This is a genomic window from Rugamonas rubra (assembly GCF_900114705.1).
Classification (GTDB): domain Bacteria; phylum Pseudomonadota; class Gammaproteobacteria; order Burkholderiales; family Burkholderiaceae_D; genus Rugamonas; species Rugamonas rubra.
Genome location: NZ_FOTW01000013.1, coordinates 44,946 through 66,298, shown reverse-complemented (window position 1 = coordinate 66,298; position 21,353 = coordinate 44,946). Strand labels below are relative to the sequence as shown.

Below are 21,353 nucleotides of genomic sequence, written 5' to 3'. Positions count from 1 at the left end.
CGGGCCGGCCGCCGGGCGGCCGCGCCGCGCCGCGCTTGACCATGGCATGCCGGACGACGATACTACTCAGCAATTCGTGACAGCCCGCTCACGGAACCACTGAAAGCCGCCGCCCATGAAACTGTTGATCAAAACGCTGCTGAGCAGCGCCGTCGCCCTCGCCTTCACCCTGCCGGCCGCCGCCGCCGAGCAGCCCTGGGTGCTCAAGAGCAACCTCAACGCCAAGCTGCTGCTCGAGGAAAAAGCCAGGCTGGCGCCGGAACAAGCCAGCAGCCTGGGCGTCGACGGCTACGACGAGAAGATCAGCGACCTGTCGCGCGACAGCTTCGAGGACGAGAAGCGCGGCACGCAAACGGTGGTCGCCGAACTGAAAAAACGCCTGAAGGCCGAACCGGACGCGAAGATCCGCCAGGACCTGGAGATTTTGATCACCTCGGCCGAGGACGGCCTGCGCAGCAGCGCGCTGGAGCGCAAATACTTCCTGCCCTTCATCGACGCCACCGGCAGCATCTACGGCGTGGTGCACGACATGCTGGACCCGCGCATCCCGCTGGAGCGGCAGAAGGCGCTGCTGCTGCGGCTGGACAAATATGCCGGCCTGAGCAAAGGCTACCGCCCCTACACGGAACTGGCCCGCGAGCGCCTGCACGAGCGCCTGAAGGCCAACCCCAAGCTGCTCGGCCCGTTCAAGGGCGAGGTGGAGCAGGTCATCAACGACGGCCCGACCCTGGTCGCCGGCATCAAGTCGCTGCTGGAGAAGAGCCAGCTGAAGGGCTGGGAGAAGAGTTTCTCCGCGCTGGAACAACAGTTGACCGCCTACAACGCCACGCTCAAGGCCGAGGTGCTGCCGCGCGCCCGCGCCGACTCGCGCCTGCCGGCCGAGGTCTACGCCGACCGCCTGCGCCAGGTCGGCACCGACGTCGACCCGGAGCAGCTGATCTCCAAGGCGCTGGTGTCCTTCGCCGAGATCCGCAACCAGATGAACATCACCGGCGGCCTGATCGCCAAGGAACAGGGCCTGGCATCGGCCGACTACCGCGCCGTGCTGCGCGAACTGAAGAGCAAGCAGATCGCCAAGGAGGCGGTGATGCCGCTCTACGCCGACCGCCTGGGCCAGATCGAGGAGGTGATCCGCGCCCAGCGCATCGTCACCCTGCCCGAGCGCAAGGCGGTGATCCGCCTGGCCAGCGAGGCGGAGAACGCGCGCCAGCCGGCGCCGCACATGAGCCCGCCACGGCTGGTCGGCAACACCGGCGAGTACGGCGAGTTCGTGCTGACCACCGGCATGCCGCCCGACGCGAGCGGCAAGGCGCTGCGCTTCGACGACTTCACCCACCAGGCCGGCAGCTGGACGCTGACCGCCCACGAGGGCCGCCCCGGCCACGAGCTGCAGTTCGCCAAGATGATCGAGGCCGGCGTCTCGACGGCGCGCGCGGTGTTCGCCTTCAACAGCGTCAACGTCGAGGGCTGGGCGCTGTACGCCGAGGCCGAGATGCAACCCTACGAGCCGCTCGACGGCCAGTTCTTCGCCCTGCAGCACCGCATGCTGCGCGCCGCCCGCGCCTTCCTCGACCCGATGGTCAACCTGGGCCGCATCCCGGCGGCCGACGTCAAGTCCTTCCTGATGGACGAGGTCGGCCTGTCCGAGGGCATGGCGACGCAGGAGGTGCAGCGCTACACCTTCCGCGCGCCGGGCCAGGCGACCTCCTACTTCTACGGCTACCAGCGCTTGATGGAGACGCGCCAGGCGGCCCAGGTGGCGCTGCGCGGCAAGTTCGACCGCCAGGCCTTCAACGACTTCGTGCTGGCGCAGGGCCTGGTGCCGCCCAAGCTGCTGTACAAGGCGGTGATGGAGGAGTTCGTGCCGGCGCGGCTGAAGTAGGCCGGCCGCCGCGCCGGCACGACCGCGGCGCGGCGGATTTCCGTCGCCGGATCTATGCTAGAGTCGCAACGAACCAAGCCGTGACCGTCATCGACCTTGTGCGAAAGGAGATTCAACATGTCCAGCAACACCATTCGACTCCACCGCGTGCTGCGCGCGCCACCGGAGCGCGTCTACCGCGCCCTGCTCGACGCCGACGCCCTGGCCAAGTGGCTGCCGCCGCACGGCTTCACCTGCAAGGTCCACCACCTGGAGGCCAAGGTCGGCGGCACTTATAAGATGTCGTTCACCAACTTCACCAGCGGCAACAGCCACTCCTTCGGCGGCGCCTACCTGGAGCTGGTGCCGAACCAGCGCATCGTCCACACCGACCAGTTCGACGACCCCAATCTACCGGGGGAGATGCGGACCACCTTGACCCTGCGCGAAATCTTTTGCGGCACCGAGCTGAGCATCGTGCAGGAGGGCATCCCCGAGGTGATCCCGCCCGAGGCCTGCTACCTGGGCTGGCAGGAATCGCTGCTACTGCTGGCGCAACTGGTCGAGGCGGCGGTTTCCGACTAGGCTTCCCCATCCTGGCGACTGGATGGCGGACCGGGGCAGTGGCATGATTTTCATAATGGCAATAATACTTAAAGAGTATTTTTTCCTCCGTGAAATGCTAAAATCCGCCATCGCTATTCATCCGCCTTCCGATGTCCCTGACAGCAGATCAAATACTTGCGCTCGCACCCGACCCGGCATCGGCCAAGGCGGGGAGTGCCCAGTCGAGCCTGGCAAAATGGTCGGGTTTGGGCGGCCACGCGCAAGCCTTGTGGGGGCTGTGCCAAGGCAGCGGCAAGGAACCGTACAAGGCGCAGATCGAACTGGCCGGCCCCTCGTTCAAGTGCACCTGCCCCAGCCGCAAATTCCCCTGCAAGCATGGCCTTGGACTGTATCTGCTGTACGCGCGCGACGGCGCCGCCTTCGCCGATAGCGCCGCCCCCGCCTGGGTGAGCGACTGGCTGCAGAGCCGCGAACAACGCAGCGAGAAGAAGGCGGCGAAACTGGCCAACGCCGACACGGCGCAAACGGACGAGGACATCGCCGCCAAGGCCCAGCAGCAACTGAAGCGGCAGGAAAAACGCCAGGGCAATGTCGACGCCGGCCTGGCCGTGCTCGACACCTGGCTGGCCGACCTGGCCCGCGAAGGCCTGGCCGGTCTGCGCGCCAAACCGGCCAAGGACTGGGACGCGATGGCCGCGCGCCTGGTCGACACCCAGGCGCCCGGCTTGGCCGCCCGGCTGCGGCGCACCGGCATGCTGGTCTATGCTTCCAGCGCGGCCGGTTGGGAGCTGGAGGTCGCGCGCGAACTGGCACAGATCGCGCTGCTGAGCCACAGCTACCGCCGCCTGGCCACGCTGCCGCCGGCGCTGCAACACGACATCAAGACCGGCATAGGCTGGGTGCTCAACCAGGACGAGGTGCTGGCCGAGCCCGGCCTCGACGACCTGTGGCAGGTGTGCGGCACCCATACGCAGGACGAGCAAAGGGTCAGCCGCCGCAGCTGCTATTTGCGCGGCCGGGACAGCGCGCGCTGGGCCGTGCTGCAACAGTTTTCGGCCGGCGCCCAGGCGCTGCCGCCGCCCCTGCTGCTCGGCACCGGCCACAGGGGCACGCTGCATTTTTATCCGGGCGCCCTGCCCATGCGTGTCGCGTTCGGCGCCGACGTCCAGCTCGTGTCAACGCTGCCGGCGGCCCCGTCGGCGGCACCGTCGAGCATGGCCGCCCTGCTTGCCGAGTATGCCCGGGCCTTGGCCGTCAATCCCTTCATCGAGACCTACCCGATGCTGCTCGAACACGTCGTGCCGCAGCGCGCCGCCGGGCCGGCGACGCATTTCGTGTTGCGCGCGAGCGATGGCACGCAACTGCCGGTCGACAGCCAATTCCGCCACGCCTGGCAGCTGCACGCGCTGGCCGGCGCCGCGCCGGTGAGCGTGTTCGGCCTGTGGAACGGCTACGCCCTGCTGCCGCTGGCGGTCGGCGTCGACGGCCGCCTGCACGGACTAGACGGCGGGCAAGTCCCATGATGCTCGCGCCGACGCTACACAAAACACTGCTGGCCGGTCTGTCGCGCGCGCCGCTGGCGCCCGGCGCGGGCGCGCCCACGGCGCTGACCGGGCTGCTGGCCGCCGTGCCGGACGAGCTGCGGCTGTGGCATACCGTCGCCGCCAGCGACCTGTGGCAGCGCGCCGGCTACCTGCCGCCCGCGCCGGCCCCGTCCGCCCAGCCCGCCTGCCCGAGCGAGCCGACCTGCTCGCGGGCGGCGGAGCAAGTGCTGCTCTCCATCCTGCACGGCATCCATCCCGAGTTGCTCGGCAGTTGGCTGGCCCAGGCGCAGACCTTGAACCGCCAGCTGCCCCACAGCTGCCTGGTGCCCTTGCTCGACCTGGCGTCGCAAAAACCGCCCCTGCGCGCCGCCGTGGCGGCGCTGCTCGGCCGGCGTGGCCGTTGGCTGGCGGCCCAACAGCCGCGCTGGGCCGAGGTGGTCGGCGTCGACGTCGATGAGGATACCGATAGCGCCGGCGGCAGCGGCAGCGGCCCGGCTGGGGGCCAGGCCAACGACACGGTGGCCCGGCATTGGCAACTGGGCAACCTGGCCCAGCGCTGCGACGCCCTGCGGACGATGCGGCTGGCCGATCCCGAGGCCGCCCGGCTGGCGCTGGAGCAGGACTGGGCGCAGGAACCCGCCGAGCACCGCATGGCCCTGCTGCCCTGCCTCGCTGCCGGGCTGAACTTGCGCGACGAAGCCTTCCTCGAGCGCGCGCTCGACGACAAACGCAAGGATGTGCGCGGCACCGCGCAACATTTGCTGGCGACGCTGCCCGGCTCGCAATTGAGCGAGCGCTGCAAGTCGCGCCTGGCCGCCCTGTTCACGCTCGAACGCCGCAGCGGGCTGCGGGCGCGGCTCGGCGCCATGTTGAGCGGCAACACCGGCGAGCCCTTGCCGCAACTGCTGGTGCAACTGCCCGCCGCCTGCGACAAGGACATGCAGCGCGACGGCATCGGTGTCCTGGGCCGCGCCGGCATGGGCGAAAAAGCCGGCTGGCTGCTCGACCTGATGGCTTGCGTGCCGCCCGCGCATTGGAGCGACACTTGGCAGCTGACGCCCGACCAGGTCGTCGACGTGCTGGTGGCGCAGGAGTTCAACATGGCCCTGCTCACCGGCCTGGTGCACGCGGCCGGCCGCGCCGTCCAGACCACGCCGGACGCGACCGCCATCGACTGGTTCGTCACCCTCGTCAGCGGCAACGGCCTGGCCTGGAGCAAGCTGCAAATCCCCGCGCTGCTGCTGCCGGAGCTGCCCTGCCTGCCCGCGGCGGCGCAGGAGCGCGTGGTGCGGCGCTGGCTGGAGCAGGCGGCCAGCCAGCCGCTGGCCTATGTCCACGCCCTGGCCTGGGCCGAGCAAGGCGCCGACCAGTGCGCCAAGGTGCTGTCGCCCGAGATCTCGCGCGCGCTGCTGCGCCACGGCCAGCGCCAGATGGCGGCCGACGAGCAGCCCGACTACAGCTCGCGCGGCGATTTCGCCATCCTGGCCAAGGTGCTCGACTGCGCCGATCTGGCCTACGCGCGCAGCAACTGGCCGGGCGACGACTGGCCGCACTGGCCGCAATGGCGCCCCCTGGTCGACCATCTGATGGATACGCTGCACTTCCGCCACACAATGCACGCCAGTTTTTTGGAGAACGACGCATGAGCAATGCAAACAGCAGCAAGGTAATGCGGCAGCACGCCGAGCAACAGTACGCCCACGAACTGAACGCGCTCAAGGAGGTGGACCAGCGCCAGCGGCCGCCGAACTGGGAGCTGTCGCCGTGGGCGGTGGCCACCTACCTGCTCGGCGGCACGCTCGACAACGGCGTCGAGATCAGCCCCAAGTACATCGGCAAGCGGCGCCTCGTCGAGATCGCCGTGGCCACCCTGGCCACCGACCGCGCCCTGCTGCTGCTGGGCGTGCCCGGCACCGCCAAGTCCTGGGTGTCGGAGCACCTGGCCGCCGCCATCAGCGGCAACTCCACGCTGGTGGTGCAGGGCACCGCCGGCACCGCCGAGGAAACCATCCGCTACGGCTGGAACTACGCCCAGTTGCTGGCCAAGGGGCCGAGCATGGAGGCGGTGGTGCCCAGCCCGGTGATGCGCGCCATGCGCAGCGGCAAACTGGCGCGCATCGAGGAGTTGACGCGCATTCCGGCCGAGGTGCAGGACAGCTTCATCAGCCTGCTGTCAGAGAAGATGCTGCCGATTCCCGAGTTGGACGACTACGTGCAGGCGGCCAAGGGCTTCAACATCATCGCCACGGCCAACGACCGCGACCGTGGCGTCAACGAGCTGTCGAGCGCGCTCAAGCGCCGCTTCAACACCGTGGTGCTGCCGCTGCCCGACAGCGCCGACGAGGAGGTGAGCATCGTCGAGACCCGCGTCGCCAGCCTGGGCCGCGCGCTCGAGCTGCCGATCGAAAAGCCGGCCCTGCAGGAGATCCGCCGCATCGTGACGATCTTCCGCGAGCTGCGCGCCGGCCAGACGGCCGACGGCAAGATCAAGCTCAAGTCGCCGTCGGCCAGCATGAGCACGGCGGAGGCGATCTCCGTCGTCACCAACGGCATGTCGCTGGCCGCCCACTTCGGCGACGGCACCTTGCGCGGCGCCGACATGGCCTCGTCGATGATCGGCGCCATCCTCAAGGACCCGGTGCAGGACCGCCTGGTCATGCTCGAGTACCTGGAAACGGTGGTCAAGGAACGCGACGGCTGGAAGGACTTGTACCGCGCCTGCCACGCCGTGCTGTGATGCGGCGCTGCCGTCCCCTCCCCGCTGCGCTGCCATGACCGTCCACCTCTTCGGCATTCGCCACCACGGCCCCGGTTCCGCCCGCAGCCTGGCGCAGGCCCTGTCGCAGCTGCAACCGGACCTGATCCTGATCGAAGGCCCGCCCGAGGCCAACGAGCTGCTGCCGCTCGCCGCGCACGGCGACATGCGGCCGCCCGTGGCGCTGCTGGTCTACGCGCCGGCCATGCCGCAGCACGCCGTCTACTACCCGTTCGCCGATTATTCGCCGGAGTGGCTGGCCATCATGCACGGCCAGCAGCACGGCGTGCCGACCCGCTTCATCGACCTGCCGCAAGCCCACGTGCTGGCGCGCGAGATGACCTACGCGGAGCAGGCGCAGGCGCAGGTGGCGCAAGCCGGCGACATGCTGGCCGGCCTGGCGCAGGCGGCCGGCTTCGCCGACACGGAAACCTGGTGGGACCACCTGGTCGAGCAACGCCAGGACGGCCTCGAACTGTTCACCGCCATCGAGGAAATGATGACGGTGGCGCGCGAGGAACTGGCCCAGCCGCTGGCGCCGGAGGAGGCCCTGCGCGAGGCCCACATGCGCCAAATGATTCGCCTAGGCGTCAAGCAGGGCCACCAGAGGATCGCCGTGGTGTGCGGCGCCTGGCACGTGCCGGCGCTGCGCGCCATGCCGACCGCCAAGCACGACAAGGACCTGCTCAGCGAGCTGCCCAAGGCCAAGGTCGCCGCCACCTGGACGCCGTGGACCTACGGCCGCCTCAGCGCCGGCAGCGGCTACGGCGCCGGCGTGCAGGCGCCCGGCTGGTACCACCATTTGTGGCACACGCCGCACAAGGCGGCGGCGCACTGGCTGACCGACGCGGTGCGCCTGTTGCGCAAGCACGGCCTGGACGCCTCGTCGGCCCAGGTGATCGAGGCGCTGCGCCTGGCCGACACCCTGGCGAGCCTGCGCGAGCGTTCGCGCGCCGGCCTGGGCGAGCTGCTCGACGCGCTGCAAAGCGTGTTGTTCGGCGACAGCGACGCGCCGCTGCGCCTGATCGAGCGCGAGCTGCTGGTCAACGACCGCCTCGGCGGCGTGCCGGCCGACACACCCACCCTGCCCCTGTCGCAGAACGTGAAGGAGCTGCAAAAGCGCCACCGGATGGTGCCGCTCGCCGACCAGGTCGAACTGAATCTGGACCTGCGCCAGCCCAAGCAACTTGAGAAGAGCACCTTCCTGCACCGCCTCGCCCTGCTCGGCATCGGCTGGGGCAAGACGCTCACCGTGCGCGGCAAGAGCGGCACCTTCCACGAGTCGTGGCAACTGGCCTGGGAACCCGAGTTCGAACTCAGGCTCATCGAAGCGAACGTCTGGGGCGCCACGCTGGAGATCGCCTGCAACGCCCATCTGTGCCACCAGTCCCAGCAGACCGGGCAGCTGCCGGAGCTGACCCGGCTGGTCGACAGGATGCTGCTAGCCGACGCGCGCGACGCCGTGCCGGTGCTGATGGCGCGCATGCAGGCGCTGGCCGCCGGCACCCAGGACGCCGGCGTGCTGCTCGAGGCGCTGGCGCCGCTGGCCAACGTCCTGCGCTACGGCAACGTGCGCGGCACCGACACCGCCAGCGTCGGCGCCGTCCTGGACGGGCTGGTGCAGCGCGCCTGCATCGCCCTGCCGACGGCGGCGCGCGGCATCAACGAGGAGGCCGCCCGCCTCCTGCTGGGCCATATGATCCAGGCCGACCAGGCCATCGCCCTGTTGCAGCGGGCCGCCCACCGGGAGGCCTGGCTGGCCGCCCTTGAGCAATGCGTGCAGCTGCAGGCGCACGCCCTGATCGCCGGACGCGCCGTGCGCATCCTGTTCGAACAGGAGCACTGGAGCGTCGAGCAAAGCGCGCGGGCGCTGTCGCTGGCCTGCACCAACCCGGTCAATCCGCTCGCCAGCGCAGAGTGGCTGGAGGGCTTCCTGCACGGCAGCGGCACGCTGCTGCTGGTCAACGACGCGCTGTGGCACATCCTCGACGAGTGGGTCGCCGGCCTGCGCGAGGAGACCTTCACCGAATTGCTGCCGCTGCTGCGGCGCACCTTCGCCACCTTCGAGCCGGCCGAGCGGCGCCAGCTCGGCCAGCGCGTCGAGCACGGCGGCGCGGCGCTGGCGCTGGCGGCGCCGGCCCCCGCCCAGCACACCGACGAGGCGCGCGCCGTCCTGCTGCTGCCCATCCTGAGCCGCCTGCTGGGCGATATGCAACCGAAAGAGGAACTGGCATGAGCACGCAAGAAACCGACCAGGCCGCGCTGCGACGGCGCTGGCGCCTGATGCTGGGCAGCGAGGCGGACAACCTGCCGCTGGCGCCGGCCGACGTCCCGCTCGAACGCACGCTGGGCGCGCTGTACGACCGGCAGGACGGCCGCGGCAGCCTGCACGGCTCGGCGCCCAACGTGGCGCGCTGGCTGGGCGACATCCGCGAGTACTTCCCCGCCAGCGTGGTGCAGGTGATGCAGCAGGACGCGATGGAACGGCTGGGCTTGCAACAGATGCTGCTCGAACCGGAGATGCTGCGCAGCGTGCAGGCCGACGTGCACCTGGTCGCCACCCTGCTCTCGCTCAACCGCCTGATGCCGAGCAAGACCAAGGACACCGCGCGCCAGGTGGTGCGCGGCGTCGTCGAACAACTCGAACGCAAGCTGGGCAGCCCGCTGCGCCAGGCCGTCAGCGGCAGCCTGAACCGCGCCGCCAGGAACCACCGGCCGCGCCACAACGAAATCGACTGGCTGCGCACCATCCGCGCCAACCTGCGCCACTACCAGGCCGACTACCAGACCATCATCGCCGAGCGGCGCGTCGGCTTCGCGCGCAAGAGCCAAAGCCTGCGCGACATCGTGCTGTGCGTCGACCAGAGCGGCTCGATGGCGCCGTCGGTGGTGTACGCCAGCGTGTTCGCCGCCGTGCTGGCGTCGATCAAGTCGGTCAGCACGCAAGTGGTGGTGTTCGACACCGCCGTGGTCGACCTCACGCCGCTGCTGGCCGATCCGGTCGAGGTCTTGTTCGGCACCCAGTTGGGCGGCGGCACCGACATAGACCAGGCGCTGGCCTACTGCCAGGGCCTGGTCAAGCGGCCGCAGGAGACCATCTTCGTGCTCATCAGCGACCTCTACGAGGGCGGCAACGCCAAGCAGATGCTGGCGCGCGCCCGCGCCATGGTCGACAGCGGCGTGCAGATGATCGCCCTGCTGGCGCTCGACGACCACGGTGCACCCAGCTACGACCACCGCCACGCCGCCCAGTTCGCCGCCATGGGCATCCCCTGCTTCGCCTGCACGCCGGACAAGTTTCCGGATTTGATGGCGGCGGCGATCAAGAAGCAGGACATGGCGGCGTGGGCGGCGCAGAACGACATCGCCGTCGCCGCATGACCAGACGCACCCGCCCGGCGCGCCACGCCAATCGCGCGGCCCCAAAACGGCATTTTATGTTCCAATGGGAAATTACTTTTGCCCCGTCAAGCGGCAACCAAGTCCCCCACCTCTAGGAACAGACAAATGAACCCGATCAAAATTATTGGCGCCCTGCTCATCGCGGCCGGCACGCTGGGCCTGGTGTACGGCGGCTTCAGCTACACCAAAGACACCACCGCGCTGAAGCTCGGCCCGCTCGAGTTGTCGGTGCAGGAAAAGGAAACCGTCAACATTCCCCTGTGGGCCGGCATCGCCGCCATCGTCGGCGGCGTGGTGCTGCTGGGCGTGGGCGGCAAGAACCGCTAGCCCAGCGTCGCAAGTCGGTGCTCACTACTGACGGAAATTGACAGGCGCGTCGATTACACTTTGGGCTTGCGCAGGAGATAATTCCTCCTGCATTTGTCGACCTCGGAGGGAGCACCAAATGACACATTCGACACGTTCCATCACTATTCTCACGGAAAATTTCGCCGATTGGGAAACCGCGCTGATCAACTCGACCGCGCGCGCCTATTACGGCTTCGAGACGCGCTTCGCCAGCCCCGGCGGCGCCCCGGTCACCTCGATGGGCGGCATGCTCGTCACGCCGCACTTGGCGATCGAGGCCATTCGGCTCGATGAACTCGACCTGCTGATCGTCTGTGGCGGCAGTACCTGGCAGAGCGACCGCGCGCCCGACATCACCGCCCTGGTCGCCGCCGCGCACGAAAGAAACATCGTCGTCGCCGGCATTTGCGACGGCACCCGCGTGTTGGCGCAGGCGGGCGTGCTCGACCACGTTCGCCACACCTCCAACTCAGCCGAGAACCTGGCGCAACTCAACTATGCCGGCGCCGCCCATTACCAGGACGTGCCCTACGCGGTGGCCGACCAGCGCGTCGTCACGGCGCCCGGCAGCGCGCCGGTCAGCTTCATGGCGGAAATTTTGCGCGTCATGGGGATAGACGACGACAACCTGAAAGCCTATCTGGCGATGCACGCCGCCGAGCACGGCAAGCCTGCCTAGACACGGCGGCCGGAAGGCACACGCGCTGCCGCTCGCCATGCGCCGGACCGAGCTCCGCGCCGTTTGCCGCACGCAAAGGGGCCGCGCTGCCAGCCCCAGGTTTTACACCGCGTTTATACCTGGACGCCGTGTTTTTACGCCGCTTTTAGATCCATTCCACTAAGCTGGGGACTCTTTCGCCAATGGATTTGTCCAGGCCGGTTTGGAATCGACTCATGAATGTTCGCCACTATCTGCAATACGCGCTGGCCATGGCCCTGGCCTACGGCGCCGTGCTGCTGCTGCCCCTCTTCGTCGACTATGCGTTCGACACCAACACCGAAGTGATGACCGTCGTCTGGCTCAACATCGGCCTGGGCGTCATGCAAGTCAAACGGATCCCCTTCCCGACGCCGGATCGGCACCGCATCGACGTGCGCGGCGGCCTCAAGGTGCTGTGGTGGGCGCTGTTCTGGCCCAGCTACCTGCGCCGCAGATAAGCGGCGGGGGCGCTGGCGCGACGCCGCCCTTGGCCGGCGGCGCCGCCAGCTTAACTTCGCCTATCGCGTGCCCAGCCACAGCAGCAACTGCACCAGCACGCTGCACAGCGCCAGCGCGCCGACCAAGCAAAAGGCGCGCTGGATTTTTTGCCGGCCGCGCAGCGCAGGCGGATGCGGATGCGCGTCCGAACAATGGTGGGACAAGGTCGCCGCAGACCACTCCAGATGGTGCTCGTTCATGTTCAACTCCGTGGTTCCGATACAAACAAGCTTAGTCCGGGGCGTCTAAAAATTGTGTAAAGACTTGCCTCCACGATATATACAACGCCTAAAAATCCAACTGGCCGAGCGCCCTTGGCGGGCATGCCGGCGGCCGCTCTAAATCCACTGGTCGTTCTCGACGGTACGCTCGCCCGCCGGGCCCTCGCCCGTGTTCGCCACGCCGCGCGGCTCGATCAGCAGCAGCTTCACTTCCGCGCTGGCGCAGGGCTTGTGCTCGACGCCCTTCGGCACCACCGCCATCTGGCCGGCGCGCAGCACGATGGCCGTGTCGCCTGCAGGTCCGCCGCGCACATCGATGCGCAACTCGCCGTCCAGCACGATGAAGGTTTCATCGGTGTCGGCATGGCTGTGCCACAGGAACTCGCCTTCGACCTTCACGACCTTGAATTGATAGTCATTCATTTCGGCGACCACGCGCGGCTGCCAGTGGTCGTCGATCAGGGCGATCTTGCCGGCCAGGTCGATGCTCTGGCACTGGCCGCGCTCGGTCGGCGCGGCGGTATGCTGGATGGATGGTGACATGGTTCTCTCCGTTCAAGTGGGCAATGCGTCGAGGATACCCAGGCGCCGCGCGGCCGTCTTGAACGATCGTGGGTGTTGTCAGCCGCGCCGGACGGCGCCGGCGACCTGCAGCCAGCGGCCCGGCGCCAGCCCGAACGTCTTCGTGAAGTGCCGCGTCATGTGGCTCTGGTCGGCAAAACCTGCGAAGGCGGCAGCGTCGGCCAGCGAGCTGCCGGCGAGCAGCATGCGGCGCACCGCGTCGAGGCGCCGCATCGTCAAATAGCGGTAGGGGCTGGTGCCGTAGAAGGTGCGGAAGTCGTGCGACAAGCTCCAGCGGTCGCGGCCGGTGGCCACTTCGAGCTCGTCGAGCGTGACGACGCGGACGCAGTGCGCGTGCAAGTACTCGCGCGCGCGCCGCGCGGCGAGGAAGTCGCCGGTCGGGCGCCGCGCCGGCAGGCCGGCGACGGCGGCAAGCGCGTGCGCCAATTCGGCCAGGGCGTCGCTCTGCTCCAGCGGCTCGAGCGTGTGGACGACGTGCTGCAACAGGGTCGCGGTGGCCGCCGCCAGGCGCGGATCGGTGGTCACGCCACCTTCGATGAAGGGCAGCGCGCGTCCACCGAGCACCTCCTGCAAGAGCGCGGGCTCGACATAGCTCATGCGGTACTGGAAGCCCTCGGCGGTGCCGGCCTGGCCGTCGTGGGCCTCGTCGGGATGCAGCACCATCGTGTTGCCGGGCAGGCTGTTGCGCTGGCCGCGCCGGTAGCTGAAACTCTGCACGCCGGTCAGCGTGCGGCCGATGGCGTAGGTGTCATGGCGGTGCATGCCATAGGCTTTGCCGTGGAACCACGCCTCGATGCGCTCGACGCCGTCTATCGGGTCGGCGCGCCGTAGCCAGTCGGGGCGCGAGTGCGGTGCGGGTGGGTTCATGATGGGGGGCCTTGGATGGTCGGGGGCGATGCGTGGTGGCACGGGCGTGGTTCGGTGCGCAACTGTTGTCCGAATTGTCGCATGGAACAACCCACGCGCGACGATGGGCTTCGGTCGCCGCGTTGACCTGCAATATGTCCGTCCAACGGTCGTATGAAGAGGCCTCAGCCTCTCGTTCAGTTGCTTGAAAAGTATCAGAAACTAGCGCATACCTCTACCATTCTGGAGAAACCACCATGCAATCCCTTGCCAAACAAGTCTTACAGCGTGCTACCGAGCTGCCTGAGGGCACACCTTTGGTTGCAAAAGAATTGTTGCACTTGGGTAATCGCGCAGCTGTTGATCAAGTGCTATCACGTCTTGTTCGGCGCGGCACTCTGCTGCGTGTCAGCCGTGGCATCTATGTGCTGCCGGTGGAAAGCATCTTTGGCACCCGCGCGCCATCGGCCGTCAAGATGGTCGAGGGCTTGGCGAATCAACGTGGGGAAACGATTGTGTCGCATGGCGCTGCTGCCACCAACGCACTGGGGCTAACGACACAGGTGCCGATGCGTGCCATCTACCTCACGTCCGGCCCCAACCGCCGCTTGAAATTGGGCGCGCAAACGGTCGAGTTCCGACACGCTCCCAATTGGCAACTGATTTTCCCTGGTCGGGCTGCCGGCGAGGTGGTGCGGGCGCTTGCTTGGCTGGGCCAGGAAAAAGCGGCAGAGGCGGTCCGCCAACTTCGCGCCAAGTTGCCGTTGGCGAAGCTGAAGGAAGCTGCATCGGCGCGCTCGCGTCTCCCAACCTGGATGGCCCAAGAAATTAGTGGCTTGATGGCACATGCCTGATTTTTTCGAACTTTCCACCGATGAGCGTCAGGACGCCCTGAACTACTCCACAAGAGAAACCGGACTGTTTATAACGAGAATCTATAGCTCCGGTGCCCGGCATACGTTCGAGCCGGCCGATTGCTGGTGTTCTTACCACTCCGAGGCAGATGAATCGACCTTGCTGCCCTCTTTTGTCTGCACTAAGAGCTCAAAATTCAGGGCAGAGAGCAACTTCAGCAATTGATCTAAGCTGATGCTTCCAGGGCACAGTTCCATGGCCGACAAACGACTCTGGCTGATGCCCAGCCGCCGCGCGAGTTCGGCCTGGGAAAGGCCCGCAGACTTTCGCGCGGCCTGCAACATCGGTCCCATTTGCTGGGAAATGGACAATATCTGCTTCATGAGGAACTCACTGGAAAACGTGGTACTGGCCATCGGATCGGCCGTGTAATGAATGCCCGCAGATTACCTGCCATACAGGTAAATGAAAATTACGCCTGTCGCGGGCAAAAAGTGAATTGTTCCGTAAGCAGGCTCACAACGGGCGGCCCGCTGATCGGTGTGGCGTCTTCTAGTCGGTGATTGCGCGAAGACGTGCAAGCGCATCATCGACAACCGATTTCACGTCCCACAGGCGCCACGCTAGCCCAGGCGGCCATATCGGCCGGCTCCGGGGCGTTAGGGTCGCACTGGGCCACCAAGTCGACCAAAGAGTAGGCGGGCCGTGCCGCCTTCAGCAAGATGCCCCCAGGCTGTACGTTGACGCTCAGCTTGTCACCCAATGTGACCTTGAGTATGCCCAGCAACTCGGTAGGCAGACGAACTGCCGCTCTGTTGCCCCATTTCTGAATTGAGAGTTCCATTTGCAACCTCCACATCATGTTTATACATTGCAGAAACCGTGATTTCGGCTGTCACAGAGCCGGCGTCGCCAAGCGCGGCCGACCACGCGGAGCTACGCCGACGCGGTCATTCAGTAGTAGCAGCTAGAAGTTCAAATCGTCGAGTTCCGCAGCGCTCAGGTCTCGTACACGCTTCGTCGATTCCCGAGCCTGCAGGGCGCTCAGCGATGGGTCGGACTCATTTAGCAGTCCTGCCAGTGTAGTTCCTGGCGCGATGGCCTCCAAGTACCGAAGTACCTGTCCAATCGCCAAGCCGGCGTCGCCCTTCTCGATGCGGTAGGCCGTATTGCGAGATAGTCCCGCGCGCAGGGCCGCATCGGCCTGCTTGACCTTGCGCGCATGCCGCAAATGAGCAAGAAGTTGTCCGAGGTGGACAACCTCCTGCGCAAGGTGCGTGCTGAGAACTGCCGATTGATGTACTTTCATGTTCGTTAAATCACCCGTTACGGCGTTAAAGCTCGATTTAACGAACATCACACCGGAGAGCACGTTGAACGCCAAACCATGCCAAATTGATCGAGCACAATTAATTTACGGAGCAATTTAATTAGCATGCTGCCATAGTTTGCGCAGGCCTCTTGTCGAGCAGCGGTTGGTAGCAGTCTTGTTTCTGTAGCGGCGGCAGTAGGATTCCGATCTAGCTTCCTGCTTGCCAGCATTCGCCAATAGCATGTTTATTTTTATGTTTTTATTTTACAAATTACCCTAAAAGGCGAAGCTCTTCGCGGTCAACTATTTTCTCTTGATTCAAGTCAATCATAATTAACGGAATTTTATCGGTCTCGAAACCGAACCAAATATACACTTCTGACAACATAAGGAAAGCGGCGCGTTCCGGCGTCGTAGATACGCCCACTTCGCACTTGAAGCTCATAGATTCTTCTGAAGCAGTCTTAATATAATGGGATTTCACATAGTCACCGGGAAGTCCGGGCTCCAATTTAGGTGGCCTACCACCCATTGAAAGATTTAAAAGTTTCATCTCGATTAGTATCGATTGATTTGAGTCCGATTGCGAAATATAAATCCGGTGGCAAAAAACACAAAAAAGATACACAAACTCGATTAACGCTATTTGATTTATTAAGTAAGCATTCTGTTGGTGATGTACTCGCCCCCAACACAACCCATTACCCCCCCCATCGGCGACAAATATTACGCTCCCATTTCGATGTACTTCAAGCATCCTATAGCCAGCTTCTACAGCTCGCCGAAGCTTTCCATCGATTATTTTCGACCGCTCCCCCGTTCCGAGATTAAACCCGTTGGGACGCACTTCTGGTGGATATTCAATAAGCTTTACGAGGTCTGCGGATGTTGACTCAAAGAGGCCTTTAAGGTTTAAGAAGCCTCTTGGCGTCGCTGTTAGCACGATTGCCGGACGATCCTTTAGTTGCACCGCCAGTAAGGCATCATCTACGTTAAGGCGAACATCTTCATCCGAAATAGCAGGCTCAGGAGTCATTGTTTGACTACGTAACGAATCTAGAGCACTGTGCAGTGCGAAGAAATTATCTCGAATATCATCGTCATATCGAAGACCATCACGAAATATCGCCTGAATTCGCCTTGCATCATAATGCGCCACATGCGATTGTTTTCGAATAAAATACCCCACCAATGTTTCAACCTTGCGTCCCTCATCAAGGATCGATTTTGTAACCAATGCAGGCCTATTGGTGCCCGCAACTTTAGGAACCTCTATACAAACAATGATGGAAGCAGTCTCAGAAGACACTCGTATTTTTCGAATACTCAGACCATCTAGCGGTGGGTATATCCAGCTACCAATCACATTTTCGTACGTTGGTTGATGAAAGCGATCCTCTGGAAAAGCACGCATTTCATGAATTTGATCGTCTCCATGTGTATCGCTGCGCTTTGTCGAATATCCAATAATGAGGAGACCGCCCGCACCGTTCGCCAGTCCTGTGATATCTTTGACTAACTCAAGCTTTTGGTCCTCCCTTGAAAGATCATAAGGTTGCCCCTTGCACTCTAACCATTCATTTTCGAATTCTCCGACTAAGTCATCAAATCTATAAGCCTCTAGCGAGGCTTTAACAGAAGCAATATCAAGTGACATAGATTTCCTCAAAATTCTTCAAAGAATGAAAATTCAACTTCCCGAATTGCTACGAGATCGAATTACCCGTTAGATTTAATCAACCAATTTTCCGCACCTCGACACCCGCTGCTGTTCAGTTTCGTAGTAGCGATTCTCGCGGTGCCATTTCAGGAACGGCCGAATGTCTTCGTGTCTCTGCAACAGGCGCATGTGGTGATCTATTTTTAAGTCTAGCTGAAATCCTGAGCGCAGTAACGGGCTAATTTTTATTTGAAAATCGTCTTGAAAAGTAATCAACCCCTCGTCAAACAAACTATCCAAGTTAGGCGTGAGCAGTAGTCCGTTTGCCACCCCGACACGCTCCTCGTAAGTCTCGCAGACGGACCATGGCTTAATATGGCTTGCAATAAGCACCTCGGTTAGACCACAGCCGGAAACTGAGCATTTCCTCCATCGTTCCAACAAACTTTTTCTGAACTGACTTTGACGAGTTCGCGCCTTCACGATAGCCAACACTTCGGTCTCATCTAACGTCCCCACCAGCGCGAATAACGCTGGACTATTCAACGGATCAGCATTGTCGTCTGAGTCATCTGAAGTCGCTTGTTCAGGCAATGCCAGTCCGCGAACAAGTCTGTAAGCGCCGGTGATCGGATTCCATTCGTGCGCATACCACGCAACAGGATCTAGCTCGCGTGCGGTTACTCCGCCCTGCTCATCACTGGAATCCCTAATCCCCACCCGCGTACCTGCAAGCAGGATAATTCGGATTGGGGATCGATTTAGGTAAGCCTGTCGCACACCCATGAAGAATTCACTGGAGTGCTTGAGCCACTTTGTAAGTCTGGCTTTCTTTTTTGAGTCCTTCGTAAACGTGCGTTCGTTGGCGACCTCAATCTGATATTCGATTTCGTTGTAGGCGAACTCCGGTGGCGTGCAATCCCATGAAATGAGATCGTGCCAGATACAGAGCGCCGTCGGTTCGCCGCTCTCACCGCCGTACGACCATGCGGTGTTGCGGGACGGATTGTTGCGAGGATTGGCAATTGGTTCACCATCAACGCTTACATCCCATTCGTCGACGTTAATGCCGACATCAACTAGCAACTCATATATGGTATTGACAGTGCGGGGCATCGCCGGCACTACCTTTTCAACGCTCGCCGGCAGTCTTGGCGACGCAGTCGAGGCAACATACGGACTCCATTGTTCAAATGGCTCTATTGATCGACTGATCTCATTTTCCCACCATTCGTATGGGTTACCTTGGGGCTCAAACAAATCGAAGAAACCGTCACCAGGTTCTCGTGCACCATGCTTTTTGACTATTAAGCCAACGATGGCTGGCTTACCGGTGTCCTTTAGCCAGCGACCTAGTGAATCCAGCCCATGCTGTTTCAAACATCGACCATAGTCGTGGCTGCCGCTGGCATCGCATGTTAGGCCGAGACGACGATGGGTGTCTTGATATGTGATGAAGGTTTCAGGACGGCTCGGCCTAACGTTGCCGCTCGAGATGTGTTGTACAAGCACGGTGAGCAACTGGCGGCCTGCGTGATCTAGCTCTTCCATGGAGAGGTCGCCTTTTCATTGTTATGTATTTGATGTATGTTCCGCGCGCCCGTTGGGGCGGAGTAACAGTCTTACACAGAGCAACGATCTTGACTACTCTAGTTCAAACCAATTGAGGTGGGCGGCGGCTATGGACAAGTTGAAAATCGGAACGTGGATTGGGACGGCTGCGGGCCGGGTTGTTAGTTTGCGGGCGGCGGATGCGCTGCTAGATCAGAGGTACAACGCGCGCCATAGGCGCGCGGCGCTGCCCGCTGCGCGGGCAGCAGTCGGCCGATTCGGAGCGCCACGCGCCTGCAGGCGCGGGGGCTTCGAATCTCACGCGGGGAGCGCGCAGGCGCTCCCCTCGCTTCCGCCAAGCAATAAAAAAACCGCCCAGGGGGCGGTTTCTTTTATTGCTTGGCGGAAGCGGTGAGATTCGAACTCACGAACGGCTCACACCGTCGGCAGTTTTCAAGACTGCTGCCTTCAACCACTCGGCCACGCTTCCTTAGTTGTGCGCGCATTATACAGAATTCATTGTGCGATTGCAGCAAAAGCCTGCATCCACCGCTTACTCCGCCACCACCCCGGCGCCCGTCCTCGGCTCAGGCAACCTGGCCGCCCTGCCCCTGCTGCCAATTCTCCCGCAGCGCTTGCTCGAAGGCTTCGGCGGTCAGCGGCCGGGCGAACAAATAGCCTTGCACTTCGTCGCAGCCGGAACTTTTGAGGAAAGCGAGCTGCTCGACGGTCTCGACCCCTTCGGCGATGACTTTGTGCTTGAGCTGCTGGGCGATGCTGATGATGGTGCTGGCGATGGCGCAGTCGTTGGCGTCGCTGGGGATGCCGGTGGTGAAGGAGCGGTCGATCTTTAGCGTGTCGATGGGGAAGCGCTTCAAGTACGACAGGCTGGAGTAGCCGGTGCCGAAGTCGTCCAGCGATAGCGTGACGCCGAGCGCGGTGATGCGGTCCATGATGCCGATCACGCGGTCGATGTTGTGCATCAGCGTGCTTTCGGTGATCTCGAGCTCGAGCCAGGTCGGCTCGAGCTCGTAGCGCACCAGCGTTTCCTGCACCCGCCCGGGCAGCGCGGAGGTGAATTCGCGCGCGGAGACGTTGACGGCGAGCCGGATCGGCGGCAGGCCGGCTTGCTTCCATTGCTGCGCCTGGGCGCAGGCTGCTTCGAGCACCCATTCGCCGACCTGCACCACCAGCCCGGTGGCTTCGGCCAAGGGGATGAACTCGGCCGGCGGCACCAGGCCACGCTCGGGGTGCAGCCAGCGCACCAGCGCTTCGGCGCCGATGATCTTGCCGCTGGCGATGGAAAATTTGGGCTGGTAGTGCAGCAGCAGCTGGCCGTTGCCGAGGGCGTGGCGCAGGCCCGATTCGATGCGCATGCGCTCTTGCATGCCCTGGTTCATGTCCTGGCTGTAGAAGGCGACGTGGTCGCCGTCGGCGTCGCCGCCGCCTTGCTTGGCGCGGTACATGGCGATGTCGGCCAGCCGCAGCAGGGTTTCGGCGTCCGCGCCGTCTTGCGGATAGACGCTGATGCCGATGCTGCCGCCGACCCGCAAATCATGTCCGCCGATCAGGAAGGGGGCGCTGAGCGCGGCCAGCAACTTGTGCGCCACCATGCTGGCTTCGTAGTGCTGGCTGATGTCGAACAAGCCGACGGCGAACTCGTCGCCGCCCAGCCGGGCCACCAGGTCCTGGTCGCGCAGCACGGAGCGGAAGCGCTGGGCGACGTCGCGCAGCAGCTCGTCGCCGATCTGCCGGCCCAGCGTGTCGTTGATCATCTTGAAGCGGTTCAGGTCGATGAACAGCACACAGCCGTGCAGCTTGCTGCGCTGGGCCACGGTGAGCGCCTGGTCGACCAGCTTGGTCAGCAGGGTGCGGTTGGGCAGGTTGGTCAGCGCGTCGTAGTAGGCCAGGTGGTGGATGCGCTCCTCGGCCAGCTTGCGTTCGGTGATGTCGGTCAGGTAGGCGATCAGGCCGATCGAGCGGTCGTGCATGTCGCACAGGGGCGACAGCGACAGGCTGGCCCAGAAGATCTCGCCGGACTTCTTTTTGCGCCGCACCTCCATCAGCCGGCCGCCCTGTTCGACGAAGGCGTCGTGGAAGCTCATGTCCTCGTCCTCGTATAGGAAGAGGATGTTGCGGCCGACGGCTTCGACCGAGCTGTAGCCGAACAGCCGCTCGGCGCCCTTGTTCCAGCTGGTGATGAAGCCGCTCAGGTCCATCGTCAGCACGGACTCGTGGATCTGGTCGAGGATCTGCGACTGGTGTTGCAGCTGCGCTTCGACCTGGACGTAGGCGTGGGTCGAGCGCTGCGCCAGCGAGTGCACCTGCAGCACGCTGGCGGCGACGCTGGCCAGGCTGGCCAGGTGCTGGCGGTCGGTCTCGCTGTAGCCGGCCCGGCCGCTGACGACGAAGCGGCCGAAACACTGTTCGTCGAACTGGACGTCCTGGCTCAGGCTGTGCTCGGGGTCGGCGGCGCGGTCGGCCGGGCCGGCGGCGTGGTCGGCCGGCAGGTAGCGGCCGTCCGGGCTGTTGAGCACGCTGCGGGCGATGCGTCCCAGTTCCTCCGCCAGCGCCGCACCACGCAAACGCAAGACCGCGTCGCAGAGGGCGGCGCTGTTGCTGAGGAAGTCGGAGACGGGATGGGCGAGCAT

General features: G+C 64.1%; 20 protein-coding genes and 1 tRNA gene. 11 read left to right on the top strand and 10 right to left on the bottom strand.

Going from position 1 to position 21,353, the window contains the following annotated elements:
• Positions 1–115: 115 nt before the first annotated feature.
• The 10 genes from BM252_RS14470 to BM252_RS14425 all read left to right on the top strand — a co-directional run bounded on the left by BM252_RS14470 (position 116) and on the right by BM252_RS14425 (position 11,635).
• Positions 116–1,882 (top strand): DUF885 domain-containing protein, encoded by a 1,767-nt coding sequence (locus BM252_RS14470; protein ID WP_093388378.1) that lies wholly within the window; start codon positions 116–118, stop codon positions 1,880–1,882.
• 117 nt (positions 1,883–1,999) lie between these two features.
• Positions 2,000–2,446, top strand: a complete 447-nt coding sequence (locus BM252_RS14465) for an SRPBCC family protein (RefSeq protein WP_093388377.1) — start codon at positions 2,000–2,002, stop codon at positions 2,444–2,446.
• 131 nt (positions 2,447–2,577) lie between these two features.
• Positions 2,578–3,951, top strand: a complete 1,374-nt coding sequence (locus tag BM252_RS14460) for an SWIM zinc finger family protein (protein WP_174900533.1) — start codon at positions 2,578–2,580, stop codon at positions 3,949–3,951.
• On the top strand, positions 3,948–5,618 hold the full coding sequence (locus tag BM252_RS14455; RefSeq protein ID WP_093388375.1) for a DUF5691 domain-containing protein: 1,671 nt from the start codon (positions 3,948–3,950) through the stop codon (positions 5,616–5,618). Before BM252_RS14460 ends, BM252_RS14455 begins: the two co-directional genes overlap by 4 nt.
• Positions 5,615–6,709, top strand: coding sequence for an ATP-binding protein (locus tag BM252_RS14450; protein WP_093388374.1), 1,095 nt, complete (start codon positions 5,615–5,617; stop codon positions 6,707–6,709). The genes BM252_RS14455 and BM252_RS14450 overlap by 4 nt, the downstream gene beginning before the upstream one ends.
• Before the next feature lie 34 nt (positions 6,710–6,743).
• Positions 6,744–8,963: a DUF5682 family protein gene (locus BM252_RS14445; RefSeq protein ID WP_093388373.1), complete on the top strand. Its 2,220-nt coding sequence runs from the start codon at positions 6,744–6,746 to the stop codon at positions 8,961–8,963.
• The gene (locus tag BM252_RS14440; RefSeq protein WP_093388372.1) at positions 8,960–10,108 is read left to right on the top strand and encodes a VWA domain-containing protein; all 1,149 of its coding nucleotides are present in this window, start codon (positions 8,960–8,962) and stop codon (positions 10,106–10,108) included. Before BM252_RS14445 ends, BM252_RS14440 begins: the two co-directional genes overlap by 4 nt.
• A 126-nt stretch (positions 10,109–10,234) precedes the next feature.
• Positions 10,235–10,456 (top strand): hypothetical protein, encoded by a 222-nt coding sequence (locus BM252_RS14435; protein WP_093388371.1) that lies wholly within the window; start codon positions 10,235–10,237, stop codon positions 10,454–10,456.
• Between the two features lie 118 nt (positions 10,457–10,574).
• Positions 10,575–11,156 carry a type 1 glutamine amidotransferase family protein gene (locus BM252_RS14430; RefSeq protein WP_093388370.1) on the top strand — a complete coding sequence of 194 codons (582 nt, stop codon included), beginning with the start codon at positions 10,575–10,577 and terminating at the stop codon, positions 11,154–11,156.
• Between the two features lie 215 nt (positions 11,157–11,371).
• Positions 11,372–11,635, top strand: coding sequence for a hypothetical protein (locus BM252_RS14425; protein ID WP_093388369.1), 264 nt, complete (start codon positions 11,372–11,374; stop codon positions 11,633–11,635).
• 60 nt (positions 11,636–11,695) lie between these two features.
• Here the strand turns inward: BM252_RS14425 and BM252_RS14420 are convergent, their stop codons facing one another.
• The 3 genes from BM252_RS14420 to BM252_RS14410 form a co-directional block, all read right to left on the bottom strand.
• Positions 11,696–11,875, bottom strand: coding sequence for a hypothetical protein (locus BM252_RS14420; RefSeq protein ID WP_139236497.1), 180 nt, complete (start codon positions 11,873–11,875; stop codon positions 11,696–11,698).
• Between the two features lie 138 nt (positions 11,876–12,013).
• Complete coding sequence (locus BM252_RS14415; RefSeq protein WP_093388367.1) at positions 12,014–12,439, bottom strand: cupin domain-containing protein; 426 nt, start codon at positions 12,437–12,439, stop codon at positions 12,014–12,016.
• A 78-nt stretch (positions 12,440–12,517) separates the two neighbouring features.
• Entirely contained in the window at positions 12,518–13,345 is an 828-nt protein-coding gene (locus BM252_RS14410; protein WP_093388366.1) for an AraC family transcriptional regulator, read from the bottom strand.
• A gap of 236 nt (positions 13,346–13,581) precedes the next feature.
• On the opposite strand from BM252_RS14410, the gene BM252_RS14405 reads away from it, so the two are divergent.
• Positions 13,582–14,178, top strand: coding sequence for a DUF6088 family protein (locus tag BM252_RS14405; protein ID WP_093388365.1), 597 nt, complete (start codon positions 13,582–13,584; stop codon positions 14,176–14,178).
• Between the two features lie 132 nt (positions 14,179–14,310).
• Here the strand turns inward: BM252_RS14405 and BM252_RS14400 are convergent, their stop codons facing one another.
• The 7 genes from BM252_RS14400 to BM252_RS14375 all read right to left on the bottom strand — a co-directional run bounded on the left by BM252_RS14400 (position 14,311) and on the right by BM252_RS14375 (position 21,353).
• Positions 14,311–14,562, bottom strand: coding sequence for a helix-turn-helix domain-containing protein (locus tag BM252_RS14400; RefSeq protein WP_093388502.1), 252 nt, complete (start codon positions 14,560–14,562; stop codon positions 14,311–14,313).
• A 203-nt stretch (positions 14,563–14,765) separates the two neighbouring features.
• Entirely contained in the window at positions 14,766–15,023 is a 258-nt protein-coding gene (locus tag BM252_RS31665; RefSeq protein ID WP_093388501.1) for an AbrB/MazE/SpoVT family DNA-binding domain-containing protein, read from the bottom strand.
• A 123-nt stretch (positions 15,024–15,146) separates the two neighbouring features.
• A complete protein-coding gene (locus BM252_RS14390) occupies positions 15,147–15,563 on the bottom strand; it encodes a helix-turn-helix domain-containing protein (protein WP_245774258.1) in 417 nt (138 codons plus the stop codon).
• Positions 15,564–15,762: 199 nt separating this feature from the next.
• Positions 15,763–17,148, bottom strand: a complete 1,386-nt coding sequence (locus BM252_RS30135; protein ID WP_139236495.1) for an AlbA family DNA-binding domain-containing protein — start codon at positions 17,146–17,148, stop codon at positions 15,763–15,765.
• A 75-nt stretch (positions 17,149–17,223) separates the two neighbouring features.
• Positions 17,224–18,702, bottom strand: a complete 1,479-nt coding sequence (locus tag BM252_RS14385; protein ID WP_093388364.1) for an HNH endonuclease — start codon at positions 18,700–18,702, stop codon at positions 17,224–17,226.
• A 400-nt stretch (positions 18,703–19,102) separates the two neighbouring features.
• Positions 19,103–19,192, bottom strand: a tRNA-Ser gene (locus BM252_RS14380).
• Positions 19,193–19,289: 97 nt separating this feature from the next.
• Positions 19,290–21,353, bottom strand: a complete 2,064-nt coding sequence (locus tag BM252_RS14375; protein ID WP_093388363.1) for a putative bifunctional diguanylate cyclase/phosphodiesterase — start codon at positions 21,351–21,353, stop codon at positions 19,290–19,292.

Excerpts from the sequence above, each read along its gene's own strand:
- BM252_RS14470 (WP_093388378.1), top strand. The coding sequence starts at position 116 with ATGAAACTGTTGATCAAAACGCTGCTGAGCAGCGCCGTCGCCCTCGCC.
- BM252_RS14465 (WP_093388377.1), top strand. The coding sequence starts at position 2,000 with ATGTCCAGCAACACCATTCGACTCCACCGCGTGCTGCGCGCGCCACCG.
- BM252_RS14460 (WP_174900533.1), top strand. The coding sequence starts at position 2,578 with ATGTCCCTGACAGCAGATCAAATACTTGCGCTCGCACCCGACCCGGCA.
- BM252_RS14455 (WP_093388375.1), top strand. The coding sequence starts at position 3,948 with ATGATGCTCGCGCCGACGCTACACAAAACACTGCTGGCCGGTCTGTCG.
- BM252_RS14450 (WP_093388374.1), top strand. The coding sequence starts at position 5,615 with ATGAGCAATGCAAACAGCAGCAAGGTAATGCGGCAGCACGCCGAGCAA.
- BM252_RS14445 (WP_093388373.1), top strand. The coding sequence starts at position 6,744 with ATGACCGTCCACCTCTTCGGCATTCGCCACCACGGCCCCGGTTCCGCC.
- BM252_RS14440 (WP_093388372.1), top strand. The coding sequence starts at position 8,960 with ATGAGCACGCAAGAAACCGACCAGGCCGCGCTGCGACGGCGCTGGCGC.
- BM252_RS14435 (WP_093388371.1), top strand. The coding sequence starts at position 10,235 with ATGAACCCGATCAAAATTATTGGCGCCCTGCTCATCGCGGCCGGCACG.
- BM252_RS14430 (WP_093388370.1), top strand. The coding sequence starts at position 10,575 with ATGACACATTCGACACGTTCCATCACTATTCTCACGGAAAATTTCGCC.
- BM252_RS14425 (WP_093388369.1), top strand. The coding sequence starts at position 11,372 with ATGAATGTTCGCCACTATCTGCAATACGCGCTGGCCATGGCCCTGGCC.
- BM252_RS14420 (WP_139236497.1), bottom strand. The coding sequence starts at position 11,875 with ATGAACGAGCACCATCTGGAGTGGTCTGCGGCGACCTTGTCCCACCAT.
- BM252_RS14415 (WP_093388367.1), bottom strand. The coding sequence starts at position 12,439 with ATGTCACCATCCATCCAGCATACCGCCGCGCCGACCGAGCGCGGCCAG.
- BM252_RS14410 (WP_093388366.1), bottom strand. The coding sequence starts at position 13,345 with ATGAACCCACCCGCACCGCACTCGCGCCCCGACTGGCTACGGCGCGCC.
- BM252_RS14405 (WP_093388365.1), top strand. The coding sequence starts at position 13,582 with ATGCAATCCCTTGCCAAACAAGTCTTACAGCGTGCTACCGAGCTGCCT.
- BM252_RS14400 (WP_093388502.1), bottom strand. The coding sequence starts at position 14,562 with ATGAAGCAGATATTGTCCATTTCCCAGCAAATGGGACCGATGTTGCAG.
- BM252_RS31665 (WP_093388501.1), bottom strand. The coding sequence starts at position 15,023 with ATGGAACTCTCAATTCAGAAATGGGGCAACAGAGCGGCAGTTCGTCTG.
- BM252_RS30135 (WP_139236495.1), bottom strand. The coding sequence starts at position 17,148 with ATGTCACTTGATATTGCTTCTGTTAAAGCCTCGCTAGAGGCTTATAGA.
- BM252_RS14385 (WP_093388364.1), bottom strand. The coding sequence starts at position 18,702 with ATGGAAGAGCTAGATCACGCAGGCCGCCAGTTGCTCACCGTGCTTGTA.
- BM252_RS14375 (WP_093388363.1), bottom strand. The coding sequence starts at position 21,353 with ATGCTCGCCCATCCCGTCTCCGACTTCCTCAGCAACAGCGCCGCCCTC.